A 24,261-nucleotide genomic window follows, 5' to 3' on the forward strand; every position below is an offset into this window, starting at 1 on the left:
CGCAGCGGGCCACCCTCCGACGTGGAGGATGGCCCGCTGCGCATCTGCCCCTCAGAAGAGGGCGCTCATGAGGGACTTGCGTGCCTTCGCGACGCGCTCGTCGGTGACGCCGACGACCTCGAAGAGCTCGACGAGGTGCTCACGCGCCGTGTTGCGGTCGGCGTCCACCGTGACGCGCACCGTGTCGATGAGCCGCATGAAGGCGTCCTCGACGTGACCACCGAGCAGGTCGAGGTCGGCGACGAGGATCTGCGCCTCGACGTCGGTCGGCGCAGCCGCCGCAGCGGCACGGGCGGCCTGGAGGTCGGCGCCCTGGGTGCGCTGCATGAGCCCGACCTGGGCGAGGCCGAGCTTGGCGTCGGTGTCGGCAGGGCTCTGAGCGAGGGCCTCACGGTAGGCCGAGGCGGCTCCGTCGAGGTCACCCGCCTCGATGGCGTCGAAGGCCTTCTGGTGCAGTGGCGGCAGCGGTTGCTCCACGTCGGCCTCGTCGGCCGACACCTGGGCGTCGTCCCCGACCGTGACGGTGCCGGTGACCCCGTGCTGGGCCGCGAGCTGGAGCACCTGGTCGATGACGGCCGTGACCTGGGCCTCGGGCTGCACGCCCTCGAACAGCGGCACGGGTTGGCTCTGGACGAAGGCGAAGCTCACCGGCACGGCCTGGACCTGGAAGGCCTGCAGGATCGTGGGGTTCGCGTCGACGTCGACGGTGACGAGCTGGAAGCGACCCGCGTAGCGGCGGGCCACCGAGCCCATCGTCGTGACGAAGTCGGCCGACTCCTGCAGCCGCGGCGACCACAGCACCATGACGACGGGGTGCCGGTCGGACGCCGCGATGACGTCACGGATCGAGGCGTCAGTGCCCTCGATGACGAGGCCAGCACCGTCCGCGGAGGTGGAGGCCCCTTCGGATACGGGGCCAGCCGGCTGGGCCGGACGCTTGAGCGATGACAGGTCGACGGCACCGCGAAGTGCTGCTGCGGTGAATGGCTGGTGACTCATAGATCAATCCTCCCTCACCGACCCGAGCCGGCGACGAGCTGGTCCGAAGCGGCGACGATGCGCGCCTGTCCGGACGCAGGGATGACGATGGCGACGATCTCGTCGGAGGTGAGGTTCGCCTCGGTCGTGATCTGCTTGATGCCGGTCAGGAGCGTCAGGTCCTTGGCCGGGGTGAGCTTGACGGGCGTCCGCATGGCGATGGCGTCGCTGCGCACGAGGTGGGCGAAGACGATGGCGCCGTTGCCGTCCTTGAGGCGCAGGCCACCGATGACGCCCTTGGGCTCGTGCTCCTGGGTGAAGGCACCCTGGTTGTTCAGGGCCTGCGACTGCGCGCGCGCCGACTGGCGCAGCTGCTCCGAGAGCGGGTCGTCGGCCAGCACCTTGGTCGCCGTCGGGTCGGGGTACTTCACCGAGGCGGCGAACGCCGAGACGACGTCGTCCGGCTTGGCACTCAGGCCCTTGCCGTCGGCGATGGCGGCCGAGCCGTCGGTCGTCGGGTCGAGAGCATCGAGCTTGGCGTCCGGGAGCATCGGGGTGACCGCGGCCGCCTTGAACGGCGCTCCGGGCTGCCCACCGACGAGCAGCACGAGGACGGCCGCACCGGTCTTCTTCAACGTCGTCTGGGCGAGGATCTGCGCGGGGGCGTCGCCGGCGCGGGACAGCGCGAGCACCTTGACGCCGGTCGTGGCGAGCTCGGCGTCGGCCTTCTCCGCGGCGGTGCGCCCGGGCAACGTCTTGGCATACGCGTTCGCCGACGTGAGCGCGGCACCGACGAAGGCCTTGCTCCGAGCAGCCGCACCGGCGGCCGAGCCATCGAGCGAGGATGTCGCTGCCGCACCGACGGCCGAGGCGGCGGTCGTGTCGGCAGCGTCTGCCGCTACGACAGGCGTCGCCGAGACGCCGGTGCCGGCCGTGCCGTCGTCGGAGTTGCCGGTGCAGGCGGAGAGCATGGCAGCGCAGGCGAGCGCGGCGGCAAGAGCACGTCGACGAGTCGCGGTGCGGGGCATGGAAAAGCCTTTCGTGACGCAAGGGGACCGGCCGAGCGCGTTCGGCCGCGACCCACGATACGCACGGACCGTGCTGCATCCCCAATCCGCTGGTACGGCTCGCCGAGGACATTTCCGGACACTCCTGACGCAGTTCGTGCAGCGACGCGAGCCGATGTCAGACGGGTCACGCTCGGCGTCGCCACCTGATGCCCCTTATGCGCGGTTTGTCCTGCGCGCCTCAGGCGCGAGCGGTCCCTCGCCCGGCGTCGAGGACGATTCCGCGGTGGGCGCCGGCCGCGGCCTCGGGGTCGTTCGTCGCCATGACGACGCACGCACCGCCGGAGGCCAGACCGGTGAGCAGGGCAAGGACCCGTTCGCGGTTGGCGTGGTCGAGCTCGGACGTGGGCTCGTCGGCGAGGAGCACCGTCGGTCGGGCGGCGATCGCGCGAGCGACCGCGACGCGTTGCTGCTGCCCGCCCGACAGCTCCTCGACGAGGTGGTTGCCCGAGTCCTGCAGACCGACCGCCTCCAGGGCCTGCGCCACGCGGGCCCGGGCCTCGCGGGCCGACACCCCTCCGTCGACGAGCGGCACGAGGCAGTTCTCCGCGGCCGTGAGGACTGCCGCCAGGCCGTTGCCCTGCGGGATCATCGCCACCCCGAGCGGCACGGTGCGCTCACGCGCGCCCCTGGGGTCGATGGCATCGCCGAGGACCGTCACCCGACCGGACACGGCCGCGGCCGGGTCGAGTGCACCCGCGAGCGCCCAGAGCAGCGTCGTCTTGCCTGCGCCGGACGGTCCGCTGACCGCGACGAGCTCGCCGCGCACCGCGCTCATCGTCACGTCGACGAGCGCCGACAGCTCCCCGAAGCGGACCGACAGGGCCTCCGTCGCAACGCCCTCGTCGGCGGCGTCGGTCAGGCCGTCGGTCAGGCCGTCGGTCAGGCCGTCGGTCGCGGCGACGGCGCCGGGTCCGATCCACACGTCCCGTGCCCGCGGTCGTCGGTGTCGACCGGTCATGTCCCGACCTCCCCCGACTCCGACGACCACGCCGCCCCTGCCGTCGGCGCGTCGTCCGATGCCCCTGCAGCGGCGTCGGACGACGAGGCCTGCTCACCCTCGAGGACCCATGACGTCCCGTCGTGGCGCACCCGCACGAGGGAGCCGGGCGGGAAGTCGTCGAGCGCCGGCCCGGACAGGGGCAGGGAGCCGTCCGCGGACACGACGGCATACTCCTCTCCCAACCGGCCCTCGGCACCCACCCGACCGTCACGGATCGTCACGGTGCGGGGCAAGCGCGCGGCGACGTCCGGGTCGTGCGTCACGACGACGACGGTCGAGCCGACCTGCGTGTTCACGACGTGCAGGGCCTCGAGCACCCGGTCGCGCGACGCGTGGTCGAGCTGGCTCGTCGGCTCGTCGCCGAGCAGCAGGCCCGGGAAGCAGGCGATCCCGACAGCGATGGCGCACAGCTGCAGCTGCCCCGGCGACAGCGAGCCGAGCGGCCGGTCGGCGAGCGCGCGCACCCCCAGCAGCCCGAGCACGTCGTCGACGTCCGGGACGGACCGACCGAGGCGCCTGGCCGCGCCCTGCGCGAAACCGACGTTCTGGTGGGGAGTCAGGTAGGGCAGCAGGTTGCGGCCGGCGCCCTGGAGCACGAGGCCGACGTCTCCGGCCCGGTAGGCGTCGAGCTGTTCGGGGCCCATCGCCTTGACGTCGTGGTGGCCGACGTGGACCTTGCCCGCACTCGGCTCGACGAGGCCGCCGAAGACCGTCAGCAGCGTCGACTTGCCGGCGCCGCTCGGGCCGAGCAGCCCCACGACCTCCCCCGCCGCGACGCGCAGGTCGACGCCGGAGAGAGCCGCCACGTCGTGCCCCTCGGAGCGGTAGATGACGACGAGGCCGCGAGTCGTCACGTCGAGACCCCGTCGCGCGGTGGAGGACGGAAGGACGACGGGCGCGCTCATGTCGTCTCCCGGACCCGACCCACGACGGCACGTCCGGCGAGCCAGGTGCCGAGCGCGGCCGCAACGACCACGAGCCACAGCAGCGACCCGGCTGCCGCGGCCGCCATCGGCGCAAGCGCCGGACGGAGGTCCTGGACGAACGTGTCCGACGGCGTCGTGAAGAACGGCACGAGCCCGAGCGAGAGCCGCGCGCCGGCGGAGCCGCAGAGCGCGCCGACGACCGTGGCGAGGAGGATGACGATGACCTGCTCCGCCACGGTGACGCGGCGCAGCCGTCCCGGCGGGACGCCGGCCATGCGCAGGGAGGCGAGGTCCTTGGACCGTGAGCGCCACGACGTCACGGTGACGAGCACCAGGGCGAGCGCGGTGAGGAGCAGGGCCAGGACGGCCATGACGATCGCGAGTCTCAGGGACCAGGCCGAGGCGGACCGGTCGTAGGACTGTCGGAGATCCTCCACGCCGGCCCTCGAGCGCACGGTGACCCCGGCGCCCTCGAGGGCGGCCTGGACGGCCGGGGCGAAGCCCGCGTCGCGGATCCAGACCTCGATCGACCCGCTCGCATAGAGGCGGCTGGCCTGCGCGGCCAGCGCGTCGTAGTCCACGACGGCCACGTTCGTGGCGTCGCCGGGAGCGACAGCGACGCGTCCCACCTCACGCACCCGGACGGTCATGCCACCGAAGCCGACGATCCCGTCCGGGGGTCTCGTGCCTCCAGGGGCGCCGGAACCCTCGGGGTCGGTGTCGGGCGGCGGCACGACGACGACCGGCAGGGGTGGTGGTCCCGTGACGAGGGAGACGATGCCCCCGGTGGACGCGAACGTGACCCGGATGCCGTCCGGGGCTCCCGGAGTCGCCGCGACCGTCCCGAAGCCGGGCCGTCCCGGCTGGAGATCGCGCAGCGGGAAGGGAGTCCCGATCTGGTCCCAGGTCAGGTCGGACAGCGGGATCGCCGCCGAGCCGTCCGTGACCACGCTCGCGATCCGGAAGTGCCCGGCGACCAGACGCGTCTCGCTGTCGGCGCGGTCGACGTCGACACCGGTCAGGGTGCAGGAGGTGGTCTCGCACGGAATCGTCGCGGCGAGCCTCACGGGGCCCCGCGCCGTGAAGGGCACGGACCCGAGCGGGACGTTGACGTCGGCTCCGGTGCCGTCTCGGAGGGCGAGCCGGAAGGGAACGGCGTCGGGCCCGGTCCTGCCGCCTGTCTCGCCGGCGGCGACGTCGGCCCCGGGCGCCACCTTGTCGATGGCGAGGTCGGCGATCGTCACCGAGACGGTGCGCCCGTGCAGCTCGGTCGAGCCCGCCGGCGGGGCGACGACGCGCCCCCAGTCGACGCCGGGCCCGGTGCTGCCTCCGGGGTCGAGCGCCACGGCCCGCATCGCGGCAGGGACGACGGCCATCGTGGCCAGGGACCCCGAGTCGGCGGCGGCGAGGTGCGCGACCGGCGCCGTCCGGTCGGAGCCCGGGTCGACCGTGCGCAGGACCTCGCGGACGAGGCGCGGCTCCTTCGAGTCCGTCTGCAGGACGACGTCCGCCCCCGCCTCGAGCGCCGCCCGCTGGCCCCGGTTGCGCTCCGCGACGAGGTAGGCGTCGGTGGCGAAGACGAGCAGCGCGGTCGCGACCGTGACGATGGCCACGAGTCGCCGCACGGCCGGCCGGCGGGCCAGCGACAGTGCCGTGAGCCCCGCAGGGACGTGGCCCCGCCGGAGCAGGACGTGCCCTAGGCCGGCCGAGACGGGCACGACGACGAGGGCGAGCAGCAGCCCGACCGCGAAGGCGAGGAGGGCCGGAGTCACCATCGCCAGCGGACCGGACACGCCGCCCGTGACGATGGTCAGCACGCCGGCACCGGCCACGGTGATGACGACCGCGTCGAAGAGACCGACGACGAGAGAGCGCGGCCGCGGAGGCACTCGCCGCAGCAGCGACGGGATCGGTTCGCGGACCGGGCGCCGTGCCGCGAGCAGGACGGCGAGAAGGCCGGCGGAGAGAGCCAGACCGGCCGCGGCCCAAGCGCTCCTCGGGACGTCGAGGGGGGCGCCCTCGGGCAGCCAGCCGCGGGCCGCCACGACGTCGAGGCCGACCGCCAGGGCCGCCCCGAGGGGGACACCGAGGACGACGAGCGCCCCGAGCTCCGAGACCACGAGCCTCCGAGCGCCCGCGATGCCCTCACCACGCAGCCGGGCCAGCGCGATCTCGGGACGACGCTGCTCGACGGCGGCGGCCGAGGCGAGGCCGAGCACCACCACGGCGAGCAGGGCCAGCTGACCCATGAGGAGCGGGACGAGCAACGAGGCCTGCTCCTGCCCCAGCACGACCGTGTGCCCGATCTGGTCGAGCCCGGAGCGCAGCCGCGGAGCGGTGGGCCCGTCGGGCACGCGAACCTCGGCGGCCCGGACCCCGGACACGAGGCCGGCCAGCTCGTCGACCCCGAGGCGGTCGCGTCGGAGCAGGTAGGTGAGCGTCGTCGTGGTACCGGTCGGGCTCTGCTCGAAGAAGGCGGGCGCGACGACGGGGGCATCGACCTTCGGCACCGACGCGAGCCCGGCGACGGATCGCGTCCCGGCCCGGCCGGTCAGCCGCAGGCCGAACCACACGGCGTCGTCGATCCGCTGGTCGTAGGTGCCGACGAGCCGGACGTTCCGGTCGGTGGCTCGCGCCGACGGGCTCCCACCGGGGGCGGCCACGACCTCGAGAGTGTCGCCCACCCGCCATCCCTCGAAGGAGGCTTCCGCCGTCGAGACCATGACCTGCCCGCCGGCCGTCGGGCACACGCCGCCGGTGACGACGAGGCCGGTGCACCCAGCCAGGGGCGCGTATGCCGTGGTGAGCACGTCGACCCCGCCCCGACCTTCCGCCTGCCGCAGCACCACCTGACCCGAGAGGGTCGCCACGGGCTCGTCGAAGGCGCCGCGCAGCGAGGACGGCACGGCCTGGGCCACCGCGTCGGGGGATGGCACCGAGGTCTCGTCGGACTGCGCCTCGGCCACGAGCCCCGTCGTCATGACCGTGCTCCGGGCCAGGGCGTCCCGCAGGAGGCTGTGCTCGACCGACCGGGCATACAGCGGGCCGAAGACGGCCGAGGCGGTGACGAGCGCCGACAGGAGCACGAGGGAGACCGCCTGTGCCGGACGGTGCCTCGTCGCGCTGACGACGGTCCGCGCAGCCGTCGACCACCGACGCGCGAGACGGCCCGCAGGACGACGCCACGGTGAGGTGCGCGACGTCACGGTCGGCGTCCCAGACCGTCGTGTGCGCGTCCCAGCGGAGTCCCCCGTCGCTTGTGCCGCGGTCGGACCGGTGCCGCCGTGCGGTACAGAGTCTGTCCCTTGACGCTCGGCGCGCGGGGCGTTCCGGCGGCGCACCCGTCGATCGTGACCGCTTCGCAACTCATCGTGCGGACGATGCCGGACGCGGCAGGCGGCCCGTCAGTTGCCCGTCGACCCGCGAGTACGACGGACCATCCGGACCTCCGGGGTGCCCGTGGCCGGGTGGACGTCCCTGCCGCCCTCGTCGACGAAGCCACGCCGCGCGTAGAAGGCCCGGGCTCTCGCGTTGCCGTCGATGACCCACAAGGTCGCGTCGCGGTCGGCGAGGAGCTCATCGACGAGCCGGTCGGCGACGCCCGTGCCACGGGCGTGCGAAGCGAGGTTGACGGCATACAGCTCCCACTCGGTGGGGGCGTCCTCGTCTCGACTCGGGCCGGCGCTGCCGAAGCCCGCGAGCCGGCCGTCCGCGTCCACGACCACGAGGGTGCGCTGCGGAGCATCCGGCGGCAGGGCGACCCGCTCACGCCAGCGGTCCGCACAGCGCTCGTCACTCAGCCCGGCGAGGTAGTCGGCCGGCATGAGGTCGGCGTACGCGTCGCGCCAGATGGCCATGTGCACGCGGCCCAGCTCGTCGCAGTCCTCGCGCGCGAGCGGGCGCAGGCCCCAGGCGTCCTCAGTCATCCTGCTGACGGCCGAGCGCATCCTCGAGCCGCTCGAGCTTGCCGTCGAGCTCGCCCGTCCAGCCGGGACGGATGTCGGCCTTGAGCACGAGCCCGACACGCGGCGAGGTCTCCGCCAGCACGTCGCAGCACTGCTTCACGACAGCCATGCACTCGTCCCACTCCCCTTCGATGGTCGTGAACATCGCGTCGGTGCGGTGCGGCAGACCGGCGTCGCGCACGACGCGAATGGCTCGGGCGACGGCGTCCGACACGGATCCGGTGTCGTCGGCCGCGACGGTGGGGGCGACGGAGAAGGCGATCAGCATGGCCTCACCGTATGCCGCCCCCGCCGCCGTCACGCGAGCACCCCACCGCGCCGCTCGGTCTAGAAGGCCTTCTTCATCGTCAGTGCCTCCTCGATGATGGCGAAGCCCAGGTCCTTGTTGATCTGGACCATCCACGGGTTCTGCTCGTCGTTCATCGTCTGGACCGAACGCCGCTCTGGCGCAAGGCGGCACAGCTCCTTGAGGTTCGCGACCTTGACGGCCATGCCGAGCCGGTGGCCGCGGTGCTCGGGCAGCACGAGGGTGCCCCACTGGAAGACGACGTGCGGGTCCCCCGAGGGGATGGAGAGGTCGGTGTACGCCGCGACGACGCCGGACTCGCGGTGCACGGCGACCGCCGTGACCATCGTGCGACCGGTGTCGCGCAGATGCTGGAGCAGCGTCTCGTAGTCGTCGACGGTCATCGACTCGGGCTCGAACTCGACGTCGCCCGTGGGGGCGTCGAGGATGAGCCGGTTCGACGCGTCGCAGACGCCCTGCCGCAACTCGGCGGGCACGCCGTCCACGTGGACGGTGAGCTCGTAGAGATCGCCCATGGCCTCGGCGGCACGACGCTCGTGCTCGGCCATGACATCGGCCGCGACCGGGAGCGGGATCGAGCGCACGATCTCGATGCTCGACACCGTGAATCCACGGCGGAGGGCGAACTCGCGGTCCGCATGCGACTCGCGGTCGCCCACCGGGACGAAGACCTCCGTCAGGAGCATGTCCCGGCCTGCTGCCCGGGCCTGCTGCTCCATCCAGCCGACGAGGGCGGTCCCGACGCCCTGCCGGCGGTGCTGGGGGTCGACCTCGAGGTGCGACCAGCACTTGTCGAGGTTGTCGCGCTCGGGGAAGAACACGCGAGCCCAGCCGACCGGTGAGCCGTCGACGACCGCGACCACGCTCTCCTCGCGCTCGCCGGGGAACGAGAAGCGCACCATCTTGAGGAACTCGTCCTCGGTGCGCTGGACCGGCTGCACGCGCGAGACGGACTCGCTGCGCGTGGCCACGCCGAAGAGCTCCTTGAGCATGACGTCGTCGTCATGGTCGAGCGGGATGATGTCCATCCCTCGACGGTGACACCGCGGCGTCCCCAGCGCCATCCATTTACGTCCTCTGCCCGCTCCCCCGCGTCCGTCTGCGGCCTAGTTCCCCCACGCCCGTATGCCGCCGCCTCACCCTGCCCGCCGTCCCCACCCACGAGACCTCGCGCGCCCTGCGAACGGGCCCCACGACACAGCAAGCACCAGCGCGTGCTCGCCCCACGCAGGGCCTCGGCCGCCAACGCCGACTTCATGTGTTCTCAGGCCCTGTGGACAGCGCGCTCGAGACCGATCGACGGCTCGGCAGGCTGGCGACGTGGATCCTGTGGTGGACGCGCTGCGGCGCCTCGGCGGCGTGGCGACGCATGCCGAGCTGCGCTCCTTCGTCTCGAAGAGGCAGCTTCGACGCGCGGTGGCGCAGGGGCGTGTCCTGCGCCCGCGTCCCGGCCGATACCTGCTCCGCGATGTCGACGCCGCCACGGCCGTGGCGCACGAGCTGAGTGCCATCGTCTCGCACCGCTCCGCGGCGCTCGCGCACGGCTGGAAGGTCAAGACGGTGCCGCCGAAGCCAGAGATCACCGTTCCTCGTGGGCGCAAGATCGCGGTCGACGTTCGGCCGCGGGCGCGGATCCGGTCCTCCCTGATAGACCCAGGGGACGCGGCCGAGGGCATCACGTCACCGGTCCGCACCGTGGTGGACTGCGCCCGTCACCTTCCCTTCGACGAGGCTCTCGCCATCGCCGACTCCGCGCTTCGGTCCCGTCGGGTGGCGGCCCGTGACCTCGCGACGGCGGCGCAGCAGGTTCGCGGCCCCGGACGACCGCGCGTGCTTCGTGTCCTCGCGCACGCGTCGAGCAAGGCGGCCAACCCGTTCGAGTCCGTGCTGCGTGCCATCGCGCTCGACGTGCCCGGTCTCGACCTCCGCCCCCAGGTCGGCATCGCCGTGGCCGGCGGCGAGCGGGTGACCCCGGACCTCGTCGACGTGGCGCTGGGAATCGTCGTCGAGGCAGACAGCCACGAGTTCCACACCGGCAGAGAGCAGCTCGTCGTCGACTGCTGGCGGTACGACGAGCTGACGCTGGCCGGCTGGGACGTCTACCGGTTCACCCACGAGCAGGTGATGTGGCGTCAGGGCTGGGTCGCCTCGGTGCTCCTCCGCGCTGAGGCGAAGGCCCGCGCGACACAGCAGCTCCACGCAGCTCTCCAGCACTGAGCGCGAGCTGCACCGCGACACCCGACTTCATGTGTCGCGGTGGACCTTCAGACCGAAACCGCCGCTCAGGGCCCGAGCTGCTCGACGAGACGGTCGGCGGCGGCATACGGGTCGGTGCGCCCGGCGATGACGTCACGCGCCAGCGCGTCGACGCCCTCGTGACCGCCGACGTGCCCGAGCCGGGCGCGCAGGGTCGTCAGCGCGATCGTCTCGATCTCGTCGGCGACGCGACGCTCACGGCGGCGGGCCAGCTCGCCGTTCTCCTCGACGAACGCCCGGTGCTTGTCGAGGGCCTCCATCACCTCGTCAATGCCGACCTTCTGTGCCGCAACGGTTTTCACGACCGGAGGCCGCCACAGCCCCGGCTCGGTGCGGTCGCCGAGCGAGATCATGTGGCGCAGGTCGCGGACCGTCGCATCGGCACCGTCGCGGTCGGCCTTGTTGACGACGAAGACGTCACCGATCTCGAGGATGCCGGCCTTGGCGGCCTGGATGCCGTCACCCATGCCGGGCGCGAGCAGCACGACCGACGTGTCGGCGAGCCCGGCGATCTCGACCTCGGACTGCCCCACCCCGACGGTCTCGACGAGCACGACGTCGCACCCGGCGGCGTCGAGCACCCGGATGGCCTGCGGTGTCGTGAACGACAGCCCGCCGAGATGGCCGCGTGAGGCCATCGAGCGGATGTAGACCTCGGGGTCGAGGGCGTGGTCCTGCATGCGGACGCGGTCGCCGAGCAGCGCCCCGCCCGAGAACGGCGAGCTCGGGTCGACCGCGAGCACGCCGACGCGCAGGCCGCGCTCGCGGAAGGCGCCGACGAGCGCAGTCGTCGTCGTCGACTTGCCGACGCCCGGCGAGCCGGTGAGACCGATGACCCACGCGTTGCCGGCGTGCGGCGCGAGGGCCGACATCACCACGCGGAGGGACTCGTGGCCGTCCTCGACGAGGGAGATGAGGCGGGCGACGGCGCGCGGCGAACCTGCCCTGGCCGACTCGACCAGGGCGGGGACGTCGACGGATCGGCGCGCCACGCGGTGCAGGACCCGGGCGATCAGGCGGTCGCGGGCACGCGGACGATGAGGGCGTCACCCTGGCCGCCGCCACCGCAGAGGGCAGCCGCGCCGACACCGCCGCCGCGACGCTTCAGCTCGAGCGCGAGGTGCAGGGCGATGCGGGCACCCGACATGCCGATCGGGTGGCCGAGGGCGATGGCGCCGCCGTTGACGTTGACCTTGTCGACGTCGATCCCGAGCTCCTTGGCCGACGCGAGTCCGACGGCCGCGAAGGCCTCGTTGATCTCGACGAGGTCGAGGTCGGCGGGCGTGATGCCCTCCTTCTCGCAGGCCCGGGCGATGGCGCGAGCGGGCTGCTGCTGGAGCGTCGAGTCGGGCCCGGCGACCATGCCGTGCGCGCCGATCTCGGCGAGCCACGTGAGTCCGAGCTCCTCGGCCTTCGCCTTGCTCATGACGACGACCGCGGCGGCACCGTCGGAGATCTGCGACGCCGAGCCGGCCGTGATCGTGCCGTCCTTGCTGAACGCCGGGCGCAGGCCGCCGAGCGACGCGGTCGTCGTGTCGGCGCGGATGCCCTCGTCGTTCTTGAAGACGACCGGGTCGCCCTTGCGCTGCGGGATGCTCACCGGGACCACCTCGTCGTCGAAGAGGCCGTCCTTCCACGCCTTGGCCGCGAGCTGGTGGCTGCGCGCCGAGAACTCGTCCTGCTCCTCGCGGGTGAAGGCCTGCTCGCCCGTGTTGGCCTGCTCGGTGAGCAGACCCATGGCCTGGTCGGTGAAGGCGTCCCAGAGGCCGTCGAAGGCCATGTGGTCGCGCATCGTGACGTCGCCGTACTTGTAGCCCTCGCGCGACTTCGTCATGAGGTGCGGCGCGTTGGTCATCGACTCCTGGCCACCGGCGACGACGACGTCGCACTCGCCCGCGCGGATGAGCTGGTCGGCCATGGCGATGGCGTTGATGCCGGAGAGGCAGACCTTGTTGATGGTCAGGGCCGGGACGGTCATCGGGATGCCGGCGGCGTGCGCGGCCTGCCGGGCCGGGATCTGGCCGGCGCCGGCCTGCAGCACCTGGCCCATGATGACGTAGTCGACCTGCTCCGGGGCGACGCCCGCCTTCTCGAGGGCCCCCTTGATGGCGACGCCACCGAGGTCGGACCCGGAGAAGTCCTTGAGCGAGCCGAGCAGCCGACCCATGGGGGTGCGGGCGCCCGCGACGATCACGGAGGTGGGACGGTCAGCAGTCATGGGTGAAGCCTCTTCCGACGTCATGGGGGATGTCGCCGTCAACTCTAGTCGCGCCCCCTGCAGGCCCCCGACGAGCATGACCAAGCGCACACGGCATACCGCAGCCGTATGCCGTCACGCCGCCCTACGTTGGGACCATGAGCGCGACTCCCGACCCCCTCTTCACCCACATCGACCACGTCGGCATCGCGGTCCCCGACCTCGACGCGGCCATCGCGTTCTACGAGGGGACGTACGGCATGCGGATGCTCCACGAGGAGACGAATGCGGAGCAGGGAGTCCGCGAGGCGATGATGGGCGTCGGCGACTCGGGCTCGTGCATCCAGCTGCTCGCGCCGCTCTCCCCCGAGTCGACGATCGCGAAGTTCCTCGACCGCAGCGGGCCGGGCATCCAGCAGCTCGCCTACCGCGTCACCGACATCGACGCCGTGTGCGCGACGCTTCGCGAGCGCGGCCTCCGGCTGCTCTACGACACCCCGAAGCGCGGCACGAGCGACAGCCGCGTCAACTTCATCCACCCCAAGGACGCCGGAGGCGTCCTCGTCGAGCTCGTCGAGCCGTCAGCCCACACCGGGCACTGACGTCAGGCCCGCACCCGAGCGGTGCGCCGCCAGCTCGGCCTCGGTGAGGACGACGAGAGCCGCCGTCCAGGCGAGCGGCGCCGGTCCTGCGGGGCTCCCGTCCGGCAGGACCTTCTCGGGCAGGCTCCCCCACGACGTGCAGTGCCCAGCGAGCCACGTCAGCCAATGCTCTGCCAGGAGAGGGTGGCCGGACGCCGCGGCCGTGTAGGCGACCATGGCGGTCTCGGGCGTCCACGAGACACCGTCGGACTTCCACTCGACACCGGGGGCGAGGCCGCCCGCGGCCCGCAGGGCGAGCACCGGGTAGTGCTCCCAGGCACGCTCCGCGGCCACGTCGCCCACGGCGGCGAAGGGTGGCATGAGCATGGTGACGCCCGCATCGAGCCCTCCGGACCGCCCGTGCCGCTCGTACGCGGGCCCGAGCTCCGCACGGATCAGGGACCGCAGCCCACGCGCCGCCCGCCTGGCCAGGTCCTCCAAGCCGGTGTCTCCCTCGGCCGCCAAGGTCCCGGCCGCGGCCTCGAGGCCGGCCGCGAGCGGAGCCGCCGTCCCGAGGGTGACCTGTCGCTCCGGCACCTCCCAGTAGTCGGGCGACACCTCGGGCAGCCGGGTGCCCGTCGCCGTCTGTGCCAGGACGAATCGGAAGGCCCGGTCGCGCAGCCCGCGCAGGCCTGCCGGTAAGACTCGGCCGGGGCTCGCCATCCTGACCTGCTCGAGGGACCAGAGCACCCACCCCGCGCCGTCGCTCTGGCGAGGACGGTCGTCCGGCGGACCGGCTCCGTCGAGCCGGTAGCGCGCCTCGAAGCCGCCGTCCGGCCGCTGCACGCGTGCGAGGAAACCCAGGACGCGCTCGGCGTCGGCCAGGTGTCCGGTCTCGGCGTAGGCCACGGCGACGAAGGCGGAGTCCCGCGGCCACGCGTACGCCCACGGGGCGTCGGGTCCGGCGGCGACGGCCCCGTTCGCTCGGGTCAGGGCGTGCAGGTCCTGGAGCGCCTGGGCCGCGACGCGTGTGCGCGCGCCGGCCGCGGGGACCGTGCCGTCGACGAGCCAGAGGGCTTCGGCCAGCGGCTCCACGAGCCGGTCGCCGAGCGCGGCAGGCGCGAGGACGGACGTCGCGCGCCAGCCCGCGCCGTTGCGCAGGACCGGCAGCGGGTCTTCGGCGACGAGCAGCGGGACGAGTCCGGCACCGGCCATCACGACCGCAGCCAGAGCGCCCACCACGGCACGCCGCACGTCCACCTCCGTCCACCCGCGGTCGACCTCCCCGTCGACCGGGCGCCAGTGTGGCACGCGTGGTGCCGACTCGCCCGAGGATCGTGGCGGTCTGCCCGTAGCATCGGCTGACATGGAGGTCACACGCCGGCAGGCCCTGACCGCGGCGGCCGGTGCAGCCGTCGGGGCAGCCGGGGCCGTCGGAGCCGTGCGACTCGTGGAGCGGCTCGACGAGAACACCCCGCTGCCCTTCTACGGCAGCCCGGTCAGCGCCGTGCGTCCCGACCGATCCACCCCCTCGGCGACAGCCACGTCGGTCGTCTGGGCGGGTGCGGGCCATCAGCGCCGCGTCGCACTGACCTTCGACGACGGTCCGCACCCCGACTGGACCCCACGGGTCCTGGCCGCGCTCGAGGCGGAGGACGTGCCGGCCACGTTCTTCTGCCTCGGGCGCAACGTGCGCGACCACGGCGCGCTGCACCACGACAGCGTCGGTCGGCACGAGCTCGCGAACCACACCTTCGAGCACCCCGACCTCGGTCGCCTCGACTGGTCCCGGTGCACGGACGAGATCACGAGGACGACCCGGCTCATGGCCGAGACGTACGGCGTGGCGCCGACGCTCTTCCGGCCGCCGTACGGACACGTCGGCGGCGCCGGTCTCCTCGCAGCGGCGGAGTCGGGCCTCACGACGGTGCTGTGGTCGGCCCAGGCCCGCGAGGACCTCGTGGCACCCCATCCGGACGGCATCGTCGACGACATCGCGTCGCAGGTGCGTCCCGGCTCGATCATCCTCGCCCACGACACGGGCTCGGACGACCGGCTCATCACCATCGACCGGCTCGTCGCGATCATCCGCAGGCTCCGCGACGACGGCTACACCTTCGCGACCGTCTCCGACCTCCTGGCGACGAGCAGCGCCCAGGCGACCACGGCCAGCCACGGGTAGGTCGGCCACAGGGCGAGGCGCTCGAGGGCACCGGACCACGTCGGGTCCCCCAGACGCAGCCCGAACGCGGCGGCCGCGGCCACCATGAGCCCGCCGAGCACGAGACCCGACACGGCGACGACCCGTGACACGGCGCGTGACCGCCGCAGCGCCTCGGCCGTGACGAGGACGGCGAGCGGCTGCAGGACGAAGACGGGAAGCGCCACGACCGCGTGCCACCCGGGGTGCTGGTCGACGGGCACGAGTCCGACGGCAGCGGCGAAGAGCGCAGACCCGACCCAGAGCCAGACGGCGGCCAGCGCCCATCCGCCGGCGCCGAGACGCGGTCGCAACAGCACGGCGCCCGCGGCGCGCAGGAGGCCGAAGACGATGAACGCGACGTCGAGCACGGCATGGGCCGAGGAGCAGACGTCGATCGTCGCACCCGCGTGACCGGGTGCGCACGTCAGCATCCCGAGCGCGCTGATCGTGTCGTCGCGCAGGCTGTAGGCCGCCGAGGCGCCTGCTGCCACGACGAGCTCGACGAGCAGGTAGGCCGGCTGGACGAGCCAGCAGCCGAGACCCGCCGTCGTCCGTCGCACGCGCCGACCGTATCCCGCGGGCTCCCGCCCAGAGCGACCGGACCGCCACCACGTGCGCGCGGCGGACGCCCACGGTCGGCGGCGACACCGCATACGACGTCGTGGCGGTCCGTCGGCACACCCGGAGCACGACACGGGGCCGTGACCCAGGTCACCTGTGGTGGCCGTCTCAGAAGGGGCTGCCCGCGGGTCGCGTCTCGCTACGTTCGGGGGCACACCGCACGGGTTCGACCTGTCTCGACCCACCAATGACGCTGCGACGTAAGGACCTTCAATGCAGGCCATCCGCGACGCCATCCTCTCCGGCGACCGCACCCAGGAGACCTACGCGAACATCGAGATCCCCGCCACGTACCGCGGGGCGACCGTCCACAAGGACGAGGTCGGCATGTTCGAGGGACTCGCCACGCGCGACAAGGACCCGCGCAAGTCGCTGCACATCGACGAGGTACCCGTGCCGGAGCTCGCACCGGGCGAGGCGCTCGTCGCCGTCATGGCCAGCGCGATCAACTACAACACGGTGTGGACCTCGATCTTCGAGCCGGTCTCGACCTTCGGCTTCCTCGAGCGCTACGGCCGCATGTCGGAGTTCTCCAAGCGCCACGACCTGCCGTACCACGTCGTCGGATCGGACCTCGCCGGCGTCATCCTGCGCACCGGCCCCGGCGTCACGAAGTGGAAGCCGGGCACCGAGGTCGTCGCCCACTGCCTCTCGGTCGAGCTCGAGGACGCCGAGGGCCACGACGACACGATGCTCGACCCGCAGCAGCGCATCTGGGGCTTCGAGACGAACTTCGGCGGACTCGCCGAGCTCGCGATCGTCAAGGCCAACCAGCTGATGCCCAAGCCCGGCCACCTGACGTGGGAGGAGGCCGCCTCCCCCGGGCTCGTCAACAGCACCGCCTACCGCCAGCTCATCTCCAAGAACGGTGCCGCCATGAAGCTCGGCGACCGGGTGCTCATCTGGGGCGCGTCCGGCGGCCTCGGCTCCTACGCCACGCAGATGGCCCTTGCCGGCGGCGCGACCCCGATCTGCGTGGTCTCCTCGCCCGAGAAGGCCGAGATCTGCCGAGCCATGGGCGCCGAGCTCATCATCGACCGCAACGCCGAGGACTACCGCTTCTGGAACGACGAGGGCACCGAGCAGAACCCGCGCGAGTGGCAGCGGCTCGGCAAGAAGATCCGTGAGCTGACCGGCGGCTACGACGTCGACATCGTCTTCGAGCACCCGGGCCGGGAGACCTTCGGCGCGAGCGTCTACGTGGCGCGCAAGGGCGGCACCATCGTCACCTGCGCCTCGACGTCGGGCTACATGCACGAGTACGACAACCGGTACCTCTGGATGAACCTCAAGCGCATCGTCAGCTCGCACTTCGCCAACTACCGCGAGGCGTGGGAGGCCAACGAGCTCGTCAACCGCGGGCTCATCCACCCGACCCTGAGCAAGACCTACACGCTCGACGAGGTGGGCCAGGCGGCGCTCGACGTCCACCGCAACGCCCACCAGGGCAAGGTCGGCGTGCTGACGCTCTCCCCCGAGCCGGGCCTCGGGGTCACCGACCCGGAGAAGCGCGCAGGCTTCGAGTCGGCGATCAACCGCTTCGCCGACCAGTAGCCGTCCTGCGGCACGCCCGAGGGCCGGCCCCATGGTGGCAGGGCCGCCCTCGTCGGTGGCGTCAGCGGGACTCGAGCACCCGGGTCAGCTGTTCCTCGGTGTCGTTCGCGAGCTTCTCGAAGACGAGCTTCATGGCGGGCGCGGCGAGGTTGGCGAGTCCGTGCATGTCGAGGTCGGCCTGATAGGTGATCTCGCTGCCCTCACCCGAGGGCAGGACGGTGATCGTGTCGGTCGACGTCGCGCTGTCGTTGCGCCCGACGAGGACGATCCGCGTGTCGGTGAGCTCGGTCAGCTCGTAGTCGAGCTCGGTGGTCACGCCGGCGATCTTCGAGACGTTGTGCCACCGTGCGCCGACCGCGACCGGGCCGTCGCCGAGCCGCGTGCACGACTCGGTGCCGGGATCCCACTCCTCGGCGTTCGCGAAGTCCTTGAGGTAGTCGACGACGACGGCGGGCGCGGGATGGACGGTGAAGCTGCGGGTCACGCTGGGCACGGGTGCTCCTCGAGCTGGTCGGGTGGGTGAGCCACCCGCCGCGGCGGGGGGCCGTCGTGTTCTCCTGCACCTGTCCCGTGCCCGTATGCCGTCCCGCGCGGGCCGCGGGCGCGCACCGCGACGTGGCCCGGGCTGACACGCCACGGGCAACCGTCGCCCCGGCGCGTGCCTGACGTAGGCTCGCGGACGTGAGCATCTGGGGACGCTGGACGCGGTACCGACGCGCCCAGCGCGCCCGGATGGACGAGTTCCGGGCCCGCGACCTGGGCTTCGACGAACGCGCGTCGCGGGCCGCGTACGGCGAGCCCCCGCCGTCGCCCGACGGGCCGCCCGACCTCCTCACGACCACGCTCCCGCTCGGGGTCGGGGAGTCGGACACGACCGAGCCCGCCGGCGCTCCGCCGCCCGGTGCCCGGCCCGACGCCTCCGGCCCCACCGCCGGGTCCCACGCCGCGAGCGCTGCCGACCCGGCCCTCTCGGGGACGGGCAGCGGCAAGCGGAGCAAGGGCGGCCGGCGCGACTTCGGTCAGAGCGGCACGCCGTTCAACCGCCAGTCGCCCTTCTACATCGGCTTCGTCGGTGCCGTCGGCGTGCTCACGGCGTATGCCGTCGTGCAGGCCGTCGGCCGTCTCGGCACGGTCATCACGCTGCTCGTCATCTCCTTCTTCCTCACGCTCTCGCTCGACCCGCTCGTCGAGGCGCTGGCCCGCCGCAGGCTGCGCCGGGGCTGGGCCGTCACCCTCGTCTTCCTCGGCGTGCTCGCCGTCTTCGCGCTCGTAGCCTGGGTCGTCATCCCCCCGGTGGCCGACCAGGGCAGCGAGCTCGCCACGAACGCCCCCCGGCTCTTCGACAACCTCCTGGCGAACCCGTGGGTGCAGGACGTCGACCACCGATACCAGCTCGTCCAGCGCATCCAGGAGGAGGTCAACAAGCGCGTCGCCGACGGCAACCTGTGGGCGGGCGTCTTCGGCGGCGTCCTCGACGCCGGCAAGGTCATCGCGACCGGCGTCTTCAGCGTGTTGACCGTCCTCGTCCTCACCCTCTACTTCCTCGCCTCCCTCCCGGCGGTCAAGCAAGGGGCCTACGCCCTCGTCCCCGCCAGCCGGCGCCCGCGCACCGTCTCGCTCGCCGAGGAGGTGATGCGCCGGGTCGGGTCGTATGCCATCGGCCAAGTCGCCGTCGCCGCGATCAACGCGTTCTTCGCCTGGATCATGATGAGCCTCATCGGGCTCCAGTTCGCCGCCGTGCTGGCGGTGCTCGTCGGCTTCCTCGGGCTCATCCCGATGATCGGCGCGACGCTCGGGGCGACCGTCGTCGCCATCGTCGCCTTCTTCGACGAGCCCAAGAAGGCGCTCATCGTCATCATCTACTTCATCGTCTACCAGCAGATCGAGAACTACGCCGTCATGCCGCGCATCATGCAGCGCACCGTGGCGGTCCCCGGCGCCGTGACGGTCGTCGCCGCGCTCGCCGGTGGAGCGCTGCTCGGCATCCTCGGCGCGCTGCTCGCGATCCCGTTCGCCGCCGGAGCGCTGCTGCTCTACGAGGAGGTGCTCGTCCCCCGCCAGCGCCGGCACTAGCCGTGGTCCCTCCCCGAGGGCGTATGCCGTGTGGCGGGACCCGACGAGACCCTCCCTGCGCGGCCGGTGTCCTGCCGCTCCAGCGCCGTCACGACGGCCGCCATGTCGAGCGCCCCCAGGCCGGCGGCCTCGGTCTCGCGGAACAGCTCACGGGTCGCCTCGAGCACCGGGCTGTGCACCCCGGCCGCCCGGGCCGCGTCGGCGATGAGCCTGGTGTTGGTGTGGACGTCGCGCACCGCCGCCTGGGCCTCGAAGTCACGGGCCACGAGCTTGGCGAGCTTGACGGCGGACACCGCGCTGGCCATCGGACCGGAGTCGAGGGCACGCCGGAAGACCTCGAGGTCGAGGTCGAGACGGTCGGCGAGGTGGAAGGCCTCCGCGAGCCCGGCGACCATCGTGCAGAGGTAGAGGTTGACGGCGAGCTTGGTGCCCGTCCCCGCGGGTACGTCGCCGCACCGGACGACCTCGCGGCACATCGCACCGAGCAGCGGCTCCACCCGGGCGACGACGTCCGGTCGGCCGCCGACGAGGGCCACGAGCTCCGCCCGCTCGGCCGGGATGCGCGACCCGGAGACGGGCGCCTCGACGTAGTCGCCGTCGACCGCCTCGACGTCCCGCCCGAGCGCGGCCGAGAAACCGGGAGAGGTCGTGCCGAGGTGCACGAGCGCGCGCCCCGACACCATGCGGACGAACGCCTCGCTCCCCCGCTGCAGCACCTCGTCGACCGCTGCCTCGTGGGCGAGCATGAGCAGGACCACGTCACTCGCCTCGAAGACCGCAGACGGTGTGGGACGCACCACGGCGCCGAGGCTCGCCAGGTCAGCCGCGGCTCGGGGTGACCGGTTCCACACGGTGAGAGGAAGACCCGCGCGCCGGAGGTTGGCGGCCATTGGTCGTCCCATGATGCCGAGACCGATGAACCCGACCCGTGTCTCCATGGCAACCTCCGAGCGCTCTCATCTTCTATGACATTCGTCATAGTAGCGCTTTGGTCATGACAGATGTCATAGTCGAGACCCACGCCATCGCAGGAGAGGTGTCATGTCAGCCAGCACGCACGGACCCCGCGAGCGCATCGTCTACGAGGCCGCCCAGCACCTGCGACGCACCGGAGTCGCCGGCACGGGGCTGCGGGAGGTCGTGGTGGCGGCGGGTGCACCGCGGGGCTCCCTCCAGCACTACTTCCCTGGCGGCAAGGACCAGATCGTCGGCGAGGCGCTCGAGTGGTCCGGCGCCTGGGCCGCCGCCCGGGTGCAGGAGCACGTCGCGCGGATGCGTCGGCCGACGCCCGGGCACCTCTTCACGGCGATCGTCGACGACTGGGCCGCCGACCTCGCGTCCCGTGACTTCGAACGAGGCTGCCCGGTCGCCGCCGCGGTCGTCGACTGTGCGGACGCGAACGACGCCGTCCGACAGGCGGCGAACTTGGCCCTGCAGACGTGGCAGCGCCCGATCACCGAGGCCCTCGTCGCGATGGGCCGTGGCCCGCGACGGGCCCAGGTCCTCTCGACCCTCATGCTGTGTGCCCTCGAGGGAGCCGTCGTGCTGGCCAGGGCCCAGCGCGACACCGCTCCCCTGCGCCTCGTGGCCCGCGAGCTCGCCCCCGTCCTCGACGCGTGACGCAGGTCAGCGGTAGGAGTTGCCGCTCGGACGCGCGTCGCGCTTCTGCCAGCAGCCGGTGTGCCAGTGCCGCCGGTCCCCCAGCCCGCCCACGCCCTCGGCCGGCCACACGACGACGTGTGGGAGGCCCGGGGGAATGTCCTGCTGGCAGCCCGGACACAGGTAGTCACGGGTGGCGGACGCGCCGCTCACCGAGCGCACGGTCCAGCGCGTGCCGGCATACGACTCCTCACGGGTCGAGCCGCCCTGGATCCGCGTCACGTCGAGCGGCACGTGCTCGCGCGCGTGCTTGCTGGGACGTCGACGCGAGGGCATGGCTCCAGCGTAGGTGTCAGGCGTAGGTGCGGAAGCCACGTCCCGTCTTGCGGCCGAGGTAGCCGGCCGTGACGAGGTGCTCGAGCAGCGGCGCCGGCGCGTAGCCGCGCTCACGGAACTCGAGGTAGAGCTCGCGCTCGATCGCGAGGGACACGTCGAGGCCGACGACGTCGAGCAGCTCGAACGGGCCCATCGGCAGCCCACAGCCGGTCTTCATGGCCGTGTCGATGTCGTCGGCCGTCGAGTAGTTGGCCTCGAGCATCTTCACGGCGTCGTTGAGGTAGGGGAAGAGCAGGGCGTTGACGATGAAGCCCGCGCGGTCGCCGCACGTCACGGCGTGCTTGCCGACCGTCGCGCAGAGGGCCTGCACGGTGGCGATGACGTCGTCGGCGGTCGAGACCGTGTGCACGACCTCGACGAGCCTCATGACCTGGGCCGGGTTGAAGAAGTGCATGCCGATGACGTCCTGGGGACGCTTCGTGGCGGCCGCGCACTCGACGACGGGCAGGGAGCTCGTCGTCGTCGCGAGGATGGCGCCCGGGCGACAGATCTCGTCGAGGTTCTCGAAGAGCGCGCGCTTGACGGTGAGGTCCTCGACGACGGCCTCGACGACGAGGTCGACCTGCGCGAGGTCCTCGAGGCGGGTCGTGCCGCGCACGTGGGCGAGCGCCGCCTCGCGGTCCTCCTCGGTGGCCTTGCCGCGCTGGACGGCCTTCTCGAGGCTCGTGGCGAGCGCGGCCCGGACCGCCTCCACCTTGGCGTCGCTGCGGGCCACGAACGTCACGTCGAGGCCGGCCTTGGCGAAGACCTCGACCATCCCCGTGGCCATCGTGCCGGAGCCCACGACGCCGACCGTCCGGACCGGGCGGGTGCCGGCCGTCGAGTCACCAGCGGCAGCCGGCGTCAGCGCGTCGTCGACGACCGCCGAGCTGCCCGGTGCGGCATACGTGTAGAAACCGCGGCCGCTCTTGCGACCCTTGAGCCCTGCGCTGACCATCTGCTTGATGATCGGGCTCGGCGCGTGCAGGCGGTCACGGCCCTGCTTGTACATGGTGTCGAGGATCTCGTAGGCGGTGTCGAGGCCGATGAGGTCCATGAGGGCGAGTGGCCCCATGGGGTAGCCGCAGCCGAGCTTCATCGCGGCGTCGATGTCCTCGCGGGTGGCGTACTTGCTCTCGTACATCGCGACGGCGTGGTTGAGGTAGCCGAAGAGCAGCGCGTTGGCGATGAAGCCGGCCTTGTCTCCGACGATGACCGGCTTCTTGCCGAGCCGCTCGGCGAGCGCCTTGACGTCCTCGAAGGTCTCGTCGCTCGTGATGACGGTCTTGATGACCTCGACGAACTGGAGCACGGGGGCCGGGTTGAAGAAGTGCATGCCGACGACGCGCTTGGGGTTGATCGTCGCGACGGCGATCTCGGTGACGGGCAGCGAGCTCGTGTTCGTCGCGAGGATCGCGTCGTCGGCGACGATCGCGTCGAGCTTGGCGAAGATGTCCTTCTTGAGGTGGAGGTGCTCGGGCACCGCCTCGACGACGAGCTGGCACTCCTTGAGGTCGGCCATGTCGCTCGTGAAGCCGACCCGGGCGTGCAGCGCGGCCTGGTCCTCGGCAGCGAGCTTGCCGCGCGACACGGCCCGGTCGGTCGAGTGCTGCAGGACGCCCTTGCCCTTCTCGACCGCCTCGTCGGTGACCTCCACCGCGACGACGTCGATGCCGTTGCGTGCGAAGACCTCGACGATGCCGGCACCCATGGTGCCGAGTCCGATGACGCCAACCTTGGTGAACTCACGAGCCATGGGCGAAAGTCTCGCAGAGGGTGTGCGCCGCCCACACCCGCCCGGGGCGTGACGCTGCCCACGCACCCTCCTCTAGGGTGGACCGGTGCGTCTCGTCATAGCCCGGTGCAGCGTCGACTACGACGGTCGCCTCACCGCCCACCTCCCGCTCGCGACCCGCCTGCTCGTCGTCAAGGCGGACGGCTCGGTGCTCGTCCACAGCGACGGCGGCTCGTACAAGCCGCTCAACTGGATGTCGCCGCCCTGCACGATGGCCGAGGTGGAGCCCGAGGAGGTCCAGGCCGCCGAGGGGGTCGTCGCGGTGTGGCGGGTCCAGCACGCCAAGAGCGAGGACCGCCTCACCGTCCTGCTGCACGAGGTCCTCCACGACTCGGACCACGAGCTCGGCGTCGACCCGGGCCTCGTCAAGGACGGCGTCGAGGCGCACCTGCAGAAGCTGCTCGCCGAGCACATCCACACCCTCGGCCACGGCTGGTCACTCGTGCGTCGCGAGTACATGACGGCCATCGGTCCGGTCGACATCCTCGCGAAGGACTCGGCGGGCACGAGCGTCGCCGTGGAGATCAAGCGCCGCGGCGAGATCGACGGCGTCGAGCAGCTGACCCGCTACCTCGAGCTGATGAACCGCGACCCGCACCTCGCACCTGTCACCGGTGTCTTCGCCGCCCAGCAGATCAAGCCGCAGGCACGCACGCTCGCCGAGGACCGCGGCATCCGCTGCGTCGTGCTCGACTACGACGCCCTCAAGGGCATCGACGACGCGGAGTCCCGTCTCTTCTGACCCACCGAGGGCGTATGCC

At 72.4% G+C, this 24,261-nt stretch carries 23 protein-coding genes; 7 read left to right on the forward strand and 16 right to left on the reverse strand.

Going from position 1 to position 24,261, the window contains the following annotated elements:
* Positions 1–51 precede the first annotated feature (51 nt).
* The 8 genes from NR112_RS03540 to NR112_RS03575 form a co-directional block, all read right to left on the reverse strand.
* Positions 52–999: a tetratricopeptide repeat protein gene (locus NR112_RS03540; RefSeq protein WP_256792588.1), complete on the reverse strand. Its 948-nt coding sequence runs from the start codon at positions 997–999 to the stop codon at positions 52–54.
* A gap of 14 nt (positions 1,000–1,013) precedes the next feature.
* Positions 1,014–2,006, reverse strand: coding sequence for a hypothetical protein (locus NR112_RS03545; protein WP_256792589.1), 993 nt, complete (start codon positions 2,004–2,006; stop codon positions 1,014–1,016).
* Positions 2,007–2,226: 220 nt separating this feature from the next.
* The gene (locus NR112_RS03550) at positions 2,227–3,006 is read right to left on the reverse strand and encodes an ATP-binding cassette domain-containing protein (RefSeq protein WP_256792590.1); all 780 of its coding nucleotides are present in this window, start codon (positions 3,004–3,006) and stop codon (positions 2,227–2,229) included.
* Complete coding sequence (locus NR112_RS03555; protein WP_256792591.1) at positions 3,003–3,953, reverse strand: ABC transporter ATP-binding protein; 951 nt, start codon at positions 3,951–3,953, stop codon at positions 3,003–3,005. The genes NR112_RS03550 and NR112_RS03555 overlap by 4 nt, the downstream gene beginning before the upstream one ends.
* Positions 3,950–7,180: an FtsX-like permease family protein gene (locus NR112_RS03560; RefSeq protein ID WP_256792592.1), complete on the reverse strand. Its 3,231-nt coding sequence runs from the start codon at positions 7,178–7,180 to the stop codon at positions 3,950–3,952. Before NR112_RS03560 ends, NR112_RS03555 begins: the two co-directional genes overlap by 4 nt.
* A 198-nt stretch (positions 7,181–7,378) precedes the next feature.
* Positions 7,379–7,900: a GNAT family N-acetyltransferase gene (locus NR112_RS03565; RefSeq protein ID WP_256792593.1), complete on the reverse strand. Its 522-nt coding sequence runs from the start codon at positions 7,898–7,900 to the stop codon at positions 7,379–7,381.
* Positions 7,893–8,207 (reverse strand): thiamine-binding protein, encoded by a 315-nt coding sequence (locus NR112_RS03570; protein ID WP_256792594.1) that lies wholly within the window; start codon positions 8,205–8,207, stop codon positions 7,893–7,895. The genes NR112_RS03565 and NR112_RS03570 overlap by 8 nt, the downstream gene beginning before the upstream one ends.
* Before the next feature lie 59 nt (positions 8,208–8,266).
* Positions 8,267–9,274, reverse strand: coding sequence for a GNAT family N-acetyltransferase (locus tag NR112_RS03575; protein WP_256792595.1), 1,008 nt, complete (start codon positions 9,272–9,274; stop codon positions 8,267–8,269).
* A gap of 292 nt (positions 9,275–9,566) precedes the next feature.
* On the opposite strand from NR112_RS03575, the gene NR112_RS03580 reads away from it, so the two are divergent.
* Positions 9,567–10,463 carry a hypothetical protein gene (locus NR112_RS03580; protein WP_256792596.1) on the forward strand — a complete coding sequence of 299 codons (897 nt, stop codon included), beginning with the start codon at positions 9,567–9,569 and terminating at the stop codon, positions 10,461–10,463.
* Positions 10,464–10,528: 65 nt separating this feature from the next.
* Here the strand turns inward: NR112_RS03580 and meaB are convergent, their stop codons facing one another.
* Positions 10,529–11,494, reverse strand: coding sequence for a methylmalonyl Co-A mutase-associated GTPase MeaB (gene meaB, locus NR112_RS03585; RefSeq protein WP_256792597.1), 966 nt, complete (start codon positions 11,492–11,494; stop codon positions 10,529–10,531).
* A gap of 20 nt (positions 11,495–11,514) precedes the next feature.
* Entirely contained in the window at positions 11,515–12,720 is a 1,206-nt protein-coding gene (locus NR112_RS03590) for an acetyl-CoA C-acetyltransferase (protein WP_056770408.1), read from the reverse strand.
* A 137-nt stretch (positions 12,721–12,857) separates the two neighbouring features.
* Between NR112_RS03590 and mce the strand changes: the two genes are divergently transcribed.
* Entirely contained in the window at positions 12,858–13,301 is a 444-nt protein-coding gene (gene mce, locus NR112_RS03595) for a methylmalonyl-CoA epimerase (RefSeq protein ID WP_256792598.1), read from the forward strand.
* Here the strand turns inward: mce and NR112_RS03600 are convergent.
* Positions 13,281–14,534: a glycoside hydrolase family 15 gene (locus NR112_RS03600; protein ID WP_256792599.1), complete on the reverse strand. Its 1,254-nt coding sequence runs from the start codon at positions 14,532–14,534 to the stop codon at positions 13,281–13,283. The genes mce and NR112_RS03600 overlap by 21 nt on opposite strands.
* A 112-nt stretch (positions 14,535–14,646) precedes the next feature.
* Here NR112_RS03600 and NR112_RS03605 point away from each other — a divergent pair, with 112 nt between their 5' ends.
* Complete coding sequence (locus NR112_RS03605) at positions 14,647–15,462, forward strand: polysaccharide deacetylase family protein (protein WP_256792600.1); 816 nt, start codon at positions 14,647–14,649, stop codon at positions 15,460–15,462.
* Here the strand turns inward: NR112_RS03605 and NR112_RS03610 are convergent.
* Complete coding sequence (locus NR112_RS03610; protein ID WP_256792601.1) at positions 15,390–16,043, reverse strand: DUF998 domain-containing protein; 654 nt, start codon at positions 16,041–16,043, stop codon at positions 15,390–15,392. The genes NR112_RS03605 and NR112_RS03610 overlap by 73 nt on opposite strands.
* Before the next feature lie 274 nt (positions 16,044–16,317).
* On the opposite strand from NR112_RS03610, the gene ccrA reads away from it, so the two are divergent.
* Positions 16,318–17,658: a crotonyl-CoA carboxylase/reductase gene (ccrA, locus tag NR112_RS03615; protein ID WP_256792602.1), complete on the forward strand. Its 1,341-nt coding sequence runs from the start codon at positions 16,318–16,320 to the stop codon at positions 17,656–17,658.
* Between the two features lie 61 nt (positions 17,659–17,719).
* Here ccrA and NR112_RS03620 read toward each other — a convergent pair whose 3' ends face one another.
* Positions 17,720–18,151 carry an SRPBCC family protein gene (locus tag NR112_RS03620; RefSeq protein WP_256792603.1) on the reverse strand — a complete coding sequence of 144 codons (432 nt, stop codon included), beginning with the start codon at positions 18,149–18,151 and terminating at the stop codon, positions 17,720–17,722.
* Between the two features lie 188 nt (positions 18,152–18,339).
* On the opposite strand from NR112_RS03620, the gene NR112_RS03625 reads away from it, so the two are divergent.
* A complete protein-coding gene (locus NR112_RS03625; protein WP_256792604.1) occupies positions 18,340–19,731 on the forward strand; it encodes an AI-2E family transporter in 1,392 nt (463 codons plus the stop codon).
* Here the strand turns inward: NR112_RS03625 and NR112_RS03630 are convergent.
* Entirely contained in the window at positions 19,728–20,669 is a 942-nt protein-coding gene (locus NR112_RS03630; protein WP_256792605.1) for an NAD(P)-dependent oxidoreductase, read from the reverse strand. The genes NR112_RS03625 and NR112_RS03630 overlap by 4 nt on opposite strands.
* Positions 20,670–20,772: 103 nt before the next feature.
* Between NR112_RS03630 and NR112_RS03635 the strand changes: the two genes are divergently transcribed.
* A complete protein-coding gene (locus NR112_RS03635; protein WP_256792606.1) occupies positions 20,773–21,351 on the forward strand; it encodes a TetR/AcrR family transcriptional regulator in 579 nt (192 codons plus the stop codon).
* Positions 21,352–21,357: 6 nt separating this feature from the next.
* Here the strand turns inward: NR112_RS03635 and NR112_RS03640 are convergent, their stop codons facing one another.
* Both NR112_RS03640 and NR112_RS03645 read right to left on the reverse strand, forming a co-directional pair.
* Positions 21,358–21,666, reverse strand: a complete 309-nt coding sequence (locus NR112_RS03640; protein ID WP_056824342.1) for a hypothetical protein — start codon at positions 21,664–21,666, stop codon at positions 21,358–21,360.
* 16 nt (positions 21,667–21,682) lie between these two features.
* On the reverse strand, positions 21,683–23,461 hold the full coding sequence (locus tag NR112_RS03645) for a 3-hydroxyacyl-CoA dehydrogenase family protein (RefSeq protein WP_256792607.1): 1,779 nt from the start codon (positions 23,459–23,461) through the stop codon (positions 21,683–21,685).
* Between the two features lie 85 nt (positions 23,462–23,546).
* Here NR112_RS03645 and nucS point away from each other — a divergent pair, with 85 nt between their 5' ends.
* Positions 23,547–24,242: an endonuclease NucS gene (nucS, locus tag NR112_RS03650; RefSeq protein WP_256792608.1), complete on the forward strand. Its 696-nt coding sequence runs from the start codon at positions 23,547–23,549 to the stop codon at positions 24,240–24,242.
* Positions 24,243–24,261: the final 19 nt, after the last annotated feature.

It is taken from the genome of Terrabacter sp. Ter38, from assembly GCF_024519435.1.
GTDB lineage: Bacteria > Actinomycetota > Actinomycetes > Actinomycetales > Dermatophilaceae > Terrabacter.

What these genes read in the sequence shown, in the direction of transcription:
- NR112_RS03565 (WP_256792593.1), bottom strand. Translation starts at nt 7,900, where the DNA reads ATGACTGAGGACGCCTGGGGCCTGCGCCCGCTCGCGCGCGAGGACTGC.
- NR112_RS03575 (WP_256792595.1), bottom strand. Translation starts at nt 9,274, where the DNA reads ATGGACATCATCCCGCTCGACCATGACGACGACGTCATGCTCAAGGAG.
- NR112_RS03640 (WP_056824342.1), bottom strand. Translation starts at nt 21,666, where the DNA reads ATGCCCTCGCGTCGACGTCCCAGCAAGCACGCGCGCGAGCACGTGCCG.
- NR112_RS03555 (WP_256792591.1), bottom strand. Translation starts at nt 3,953, where the DNA reads ATGAGCGCGCCCGTCGTCCTTCCGTCCTCCACCGCGCGACGGGGTCTC.
- NR112_RS03570 (WP_256792594.1), bottom strand. Translation starts at nt 8,207, where the DNA reads ATGCTGATCGCCTTCTCCGTCGCCCCCACCGTCGCGGCCGACGACACC.
- mce (WP_256792598.1), top strand. Translation starts at nt 12,858, where the DNA reads ATGAGCGCGACTCCCGACCCCCTCTTCACCCACATCGACCACGTCGGC.
- ccrA (WP_256792602.1), top strand. Translation starts at nt 16,318, where the DNA reads ATGCAGGCCATCCGCGACGCCATCCTCTCCGGCGACCGCACCCAGGAG.
- NR112_RS03645 (WP_256792607.1), bottom strand. Translation starts at nt 23,461, where the DNA reads ATGGCTCGTGAGTTCACCAAGGTTGGCGTCATCGGACTCGGCACCATG.
- NR112_RS03630 (WP_256792605.1), bottom strand. Translation starts at nt 20,669, where the DNA reads ATGGAGACACGGGTCGGGTTCATCGGTCTCGGCATCATGGGACGACCA.
- NR112_RS03635 (WP_256792606.1), top strand. Translation starts at nt 20,773, where the DNA reads ATGTCAGCCAGCACGCACGGACCCCGCGAGCGCATCGTCTACGAGGCC.
- NR112_RS03540 (WP_256792588.1), bottom strand. Translation starts at nt 999, where the DNA reads ATGAGTCACCAGCCATTCACCGCAGCAGCACTTCGCGGTGCCGTCGAC.
- NR112_RS03545 (WP_256792589.1), bottom strand. Translation starts at nt 2,006, where the DNA reads ATGCCCCGCACCGCGACTCGTCGACGTGCTCTTGCCGCCGCGCTCGCC.
- NR112_RS03590 (WP_056770408.1), bottom strand. Translation starts at nt 12,720, where the DNA reads ATGACTGCTGACCGTCCCACCTCCGTGATCGTCGCGGGCGCCCGCACC.
- NR112_RS03550 (WP_256792590.1), bottom strand. Translation starts at nt 3,006, where the DNA reads ATGACCGGTCGACACCGACGACCGCGGGCACGGGACGTGTGGATCGGA.
- NR112_RS03605 (WP_256792600.1), top strand. Translation starts at nt 14,647, where the DNA reads ATGGAGGTCACACGCCGGCAGGCCCTGACCGCGGCGGCCGGTGCAGCC.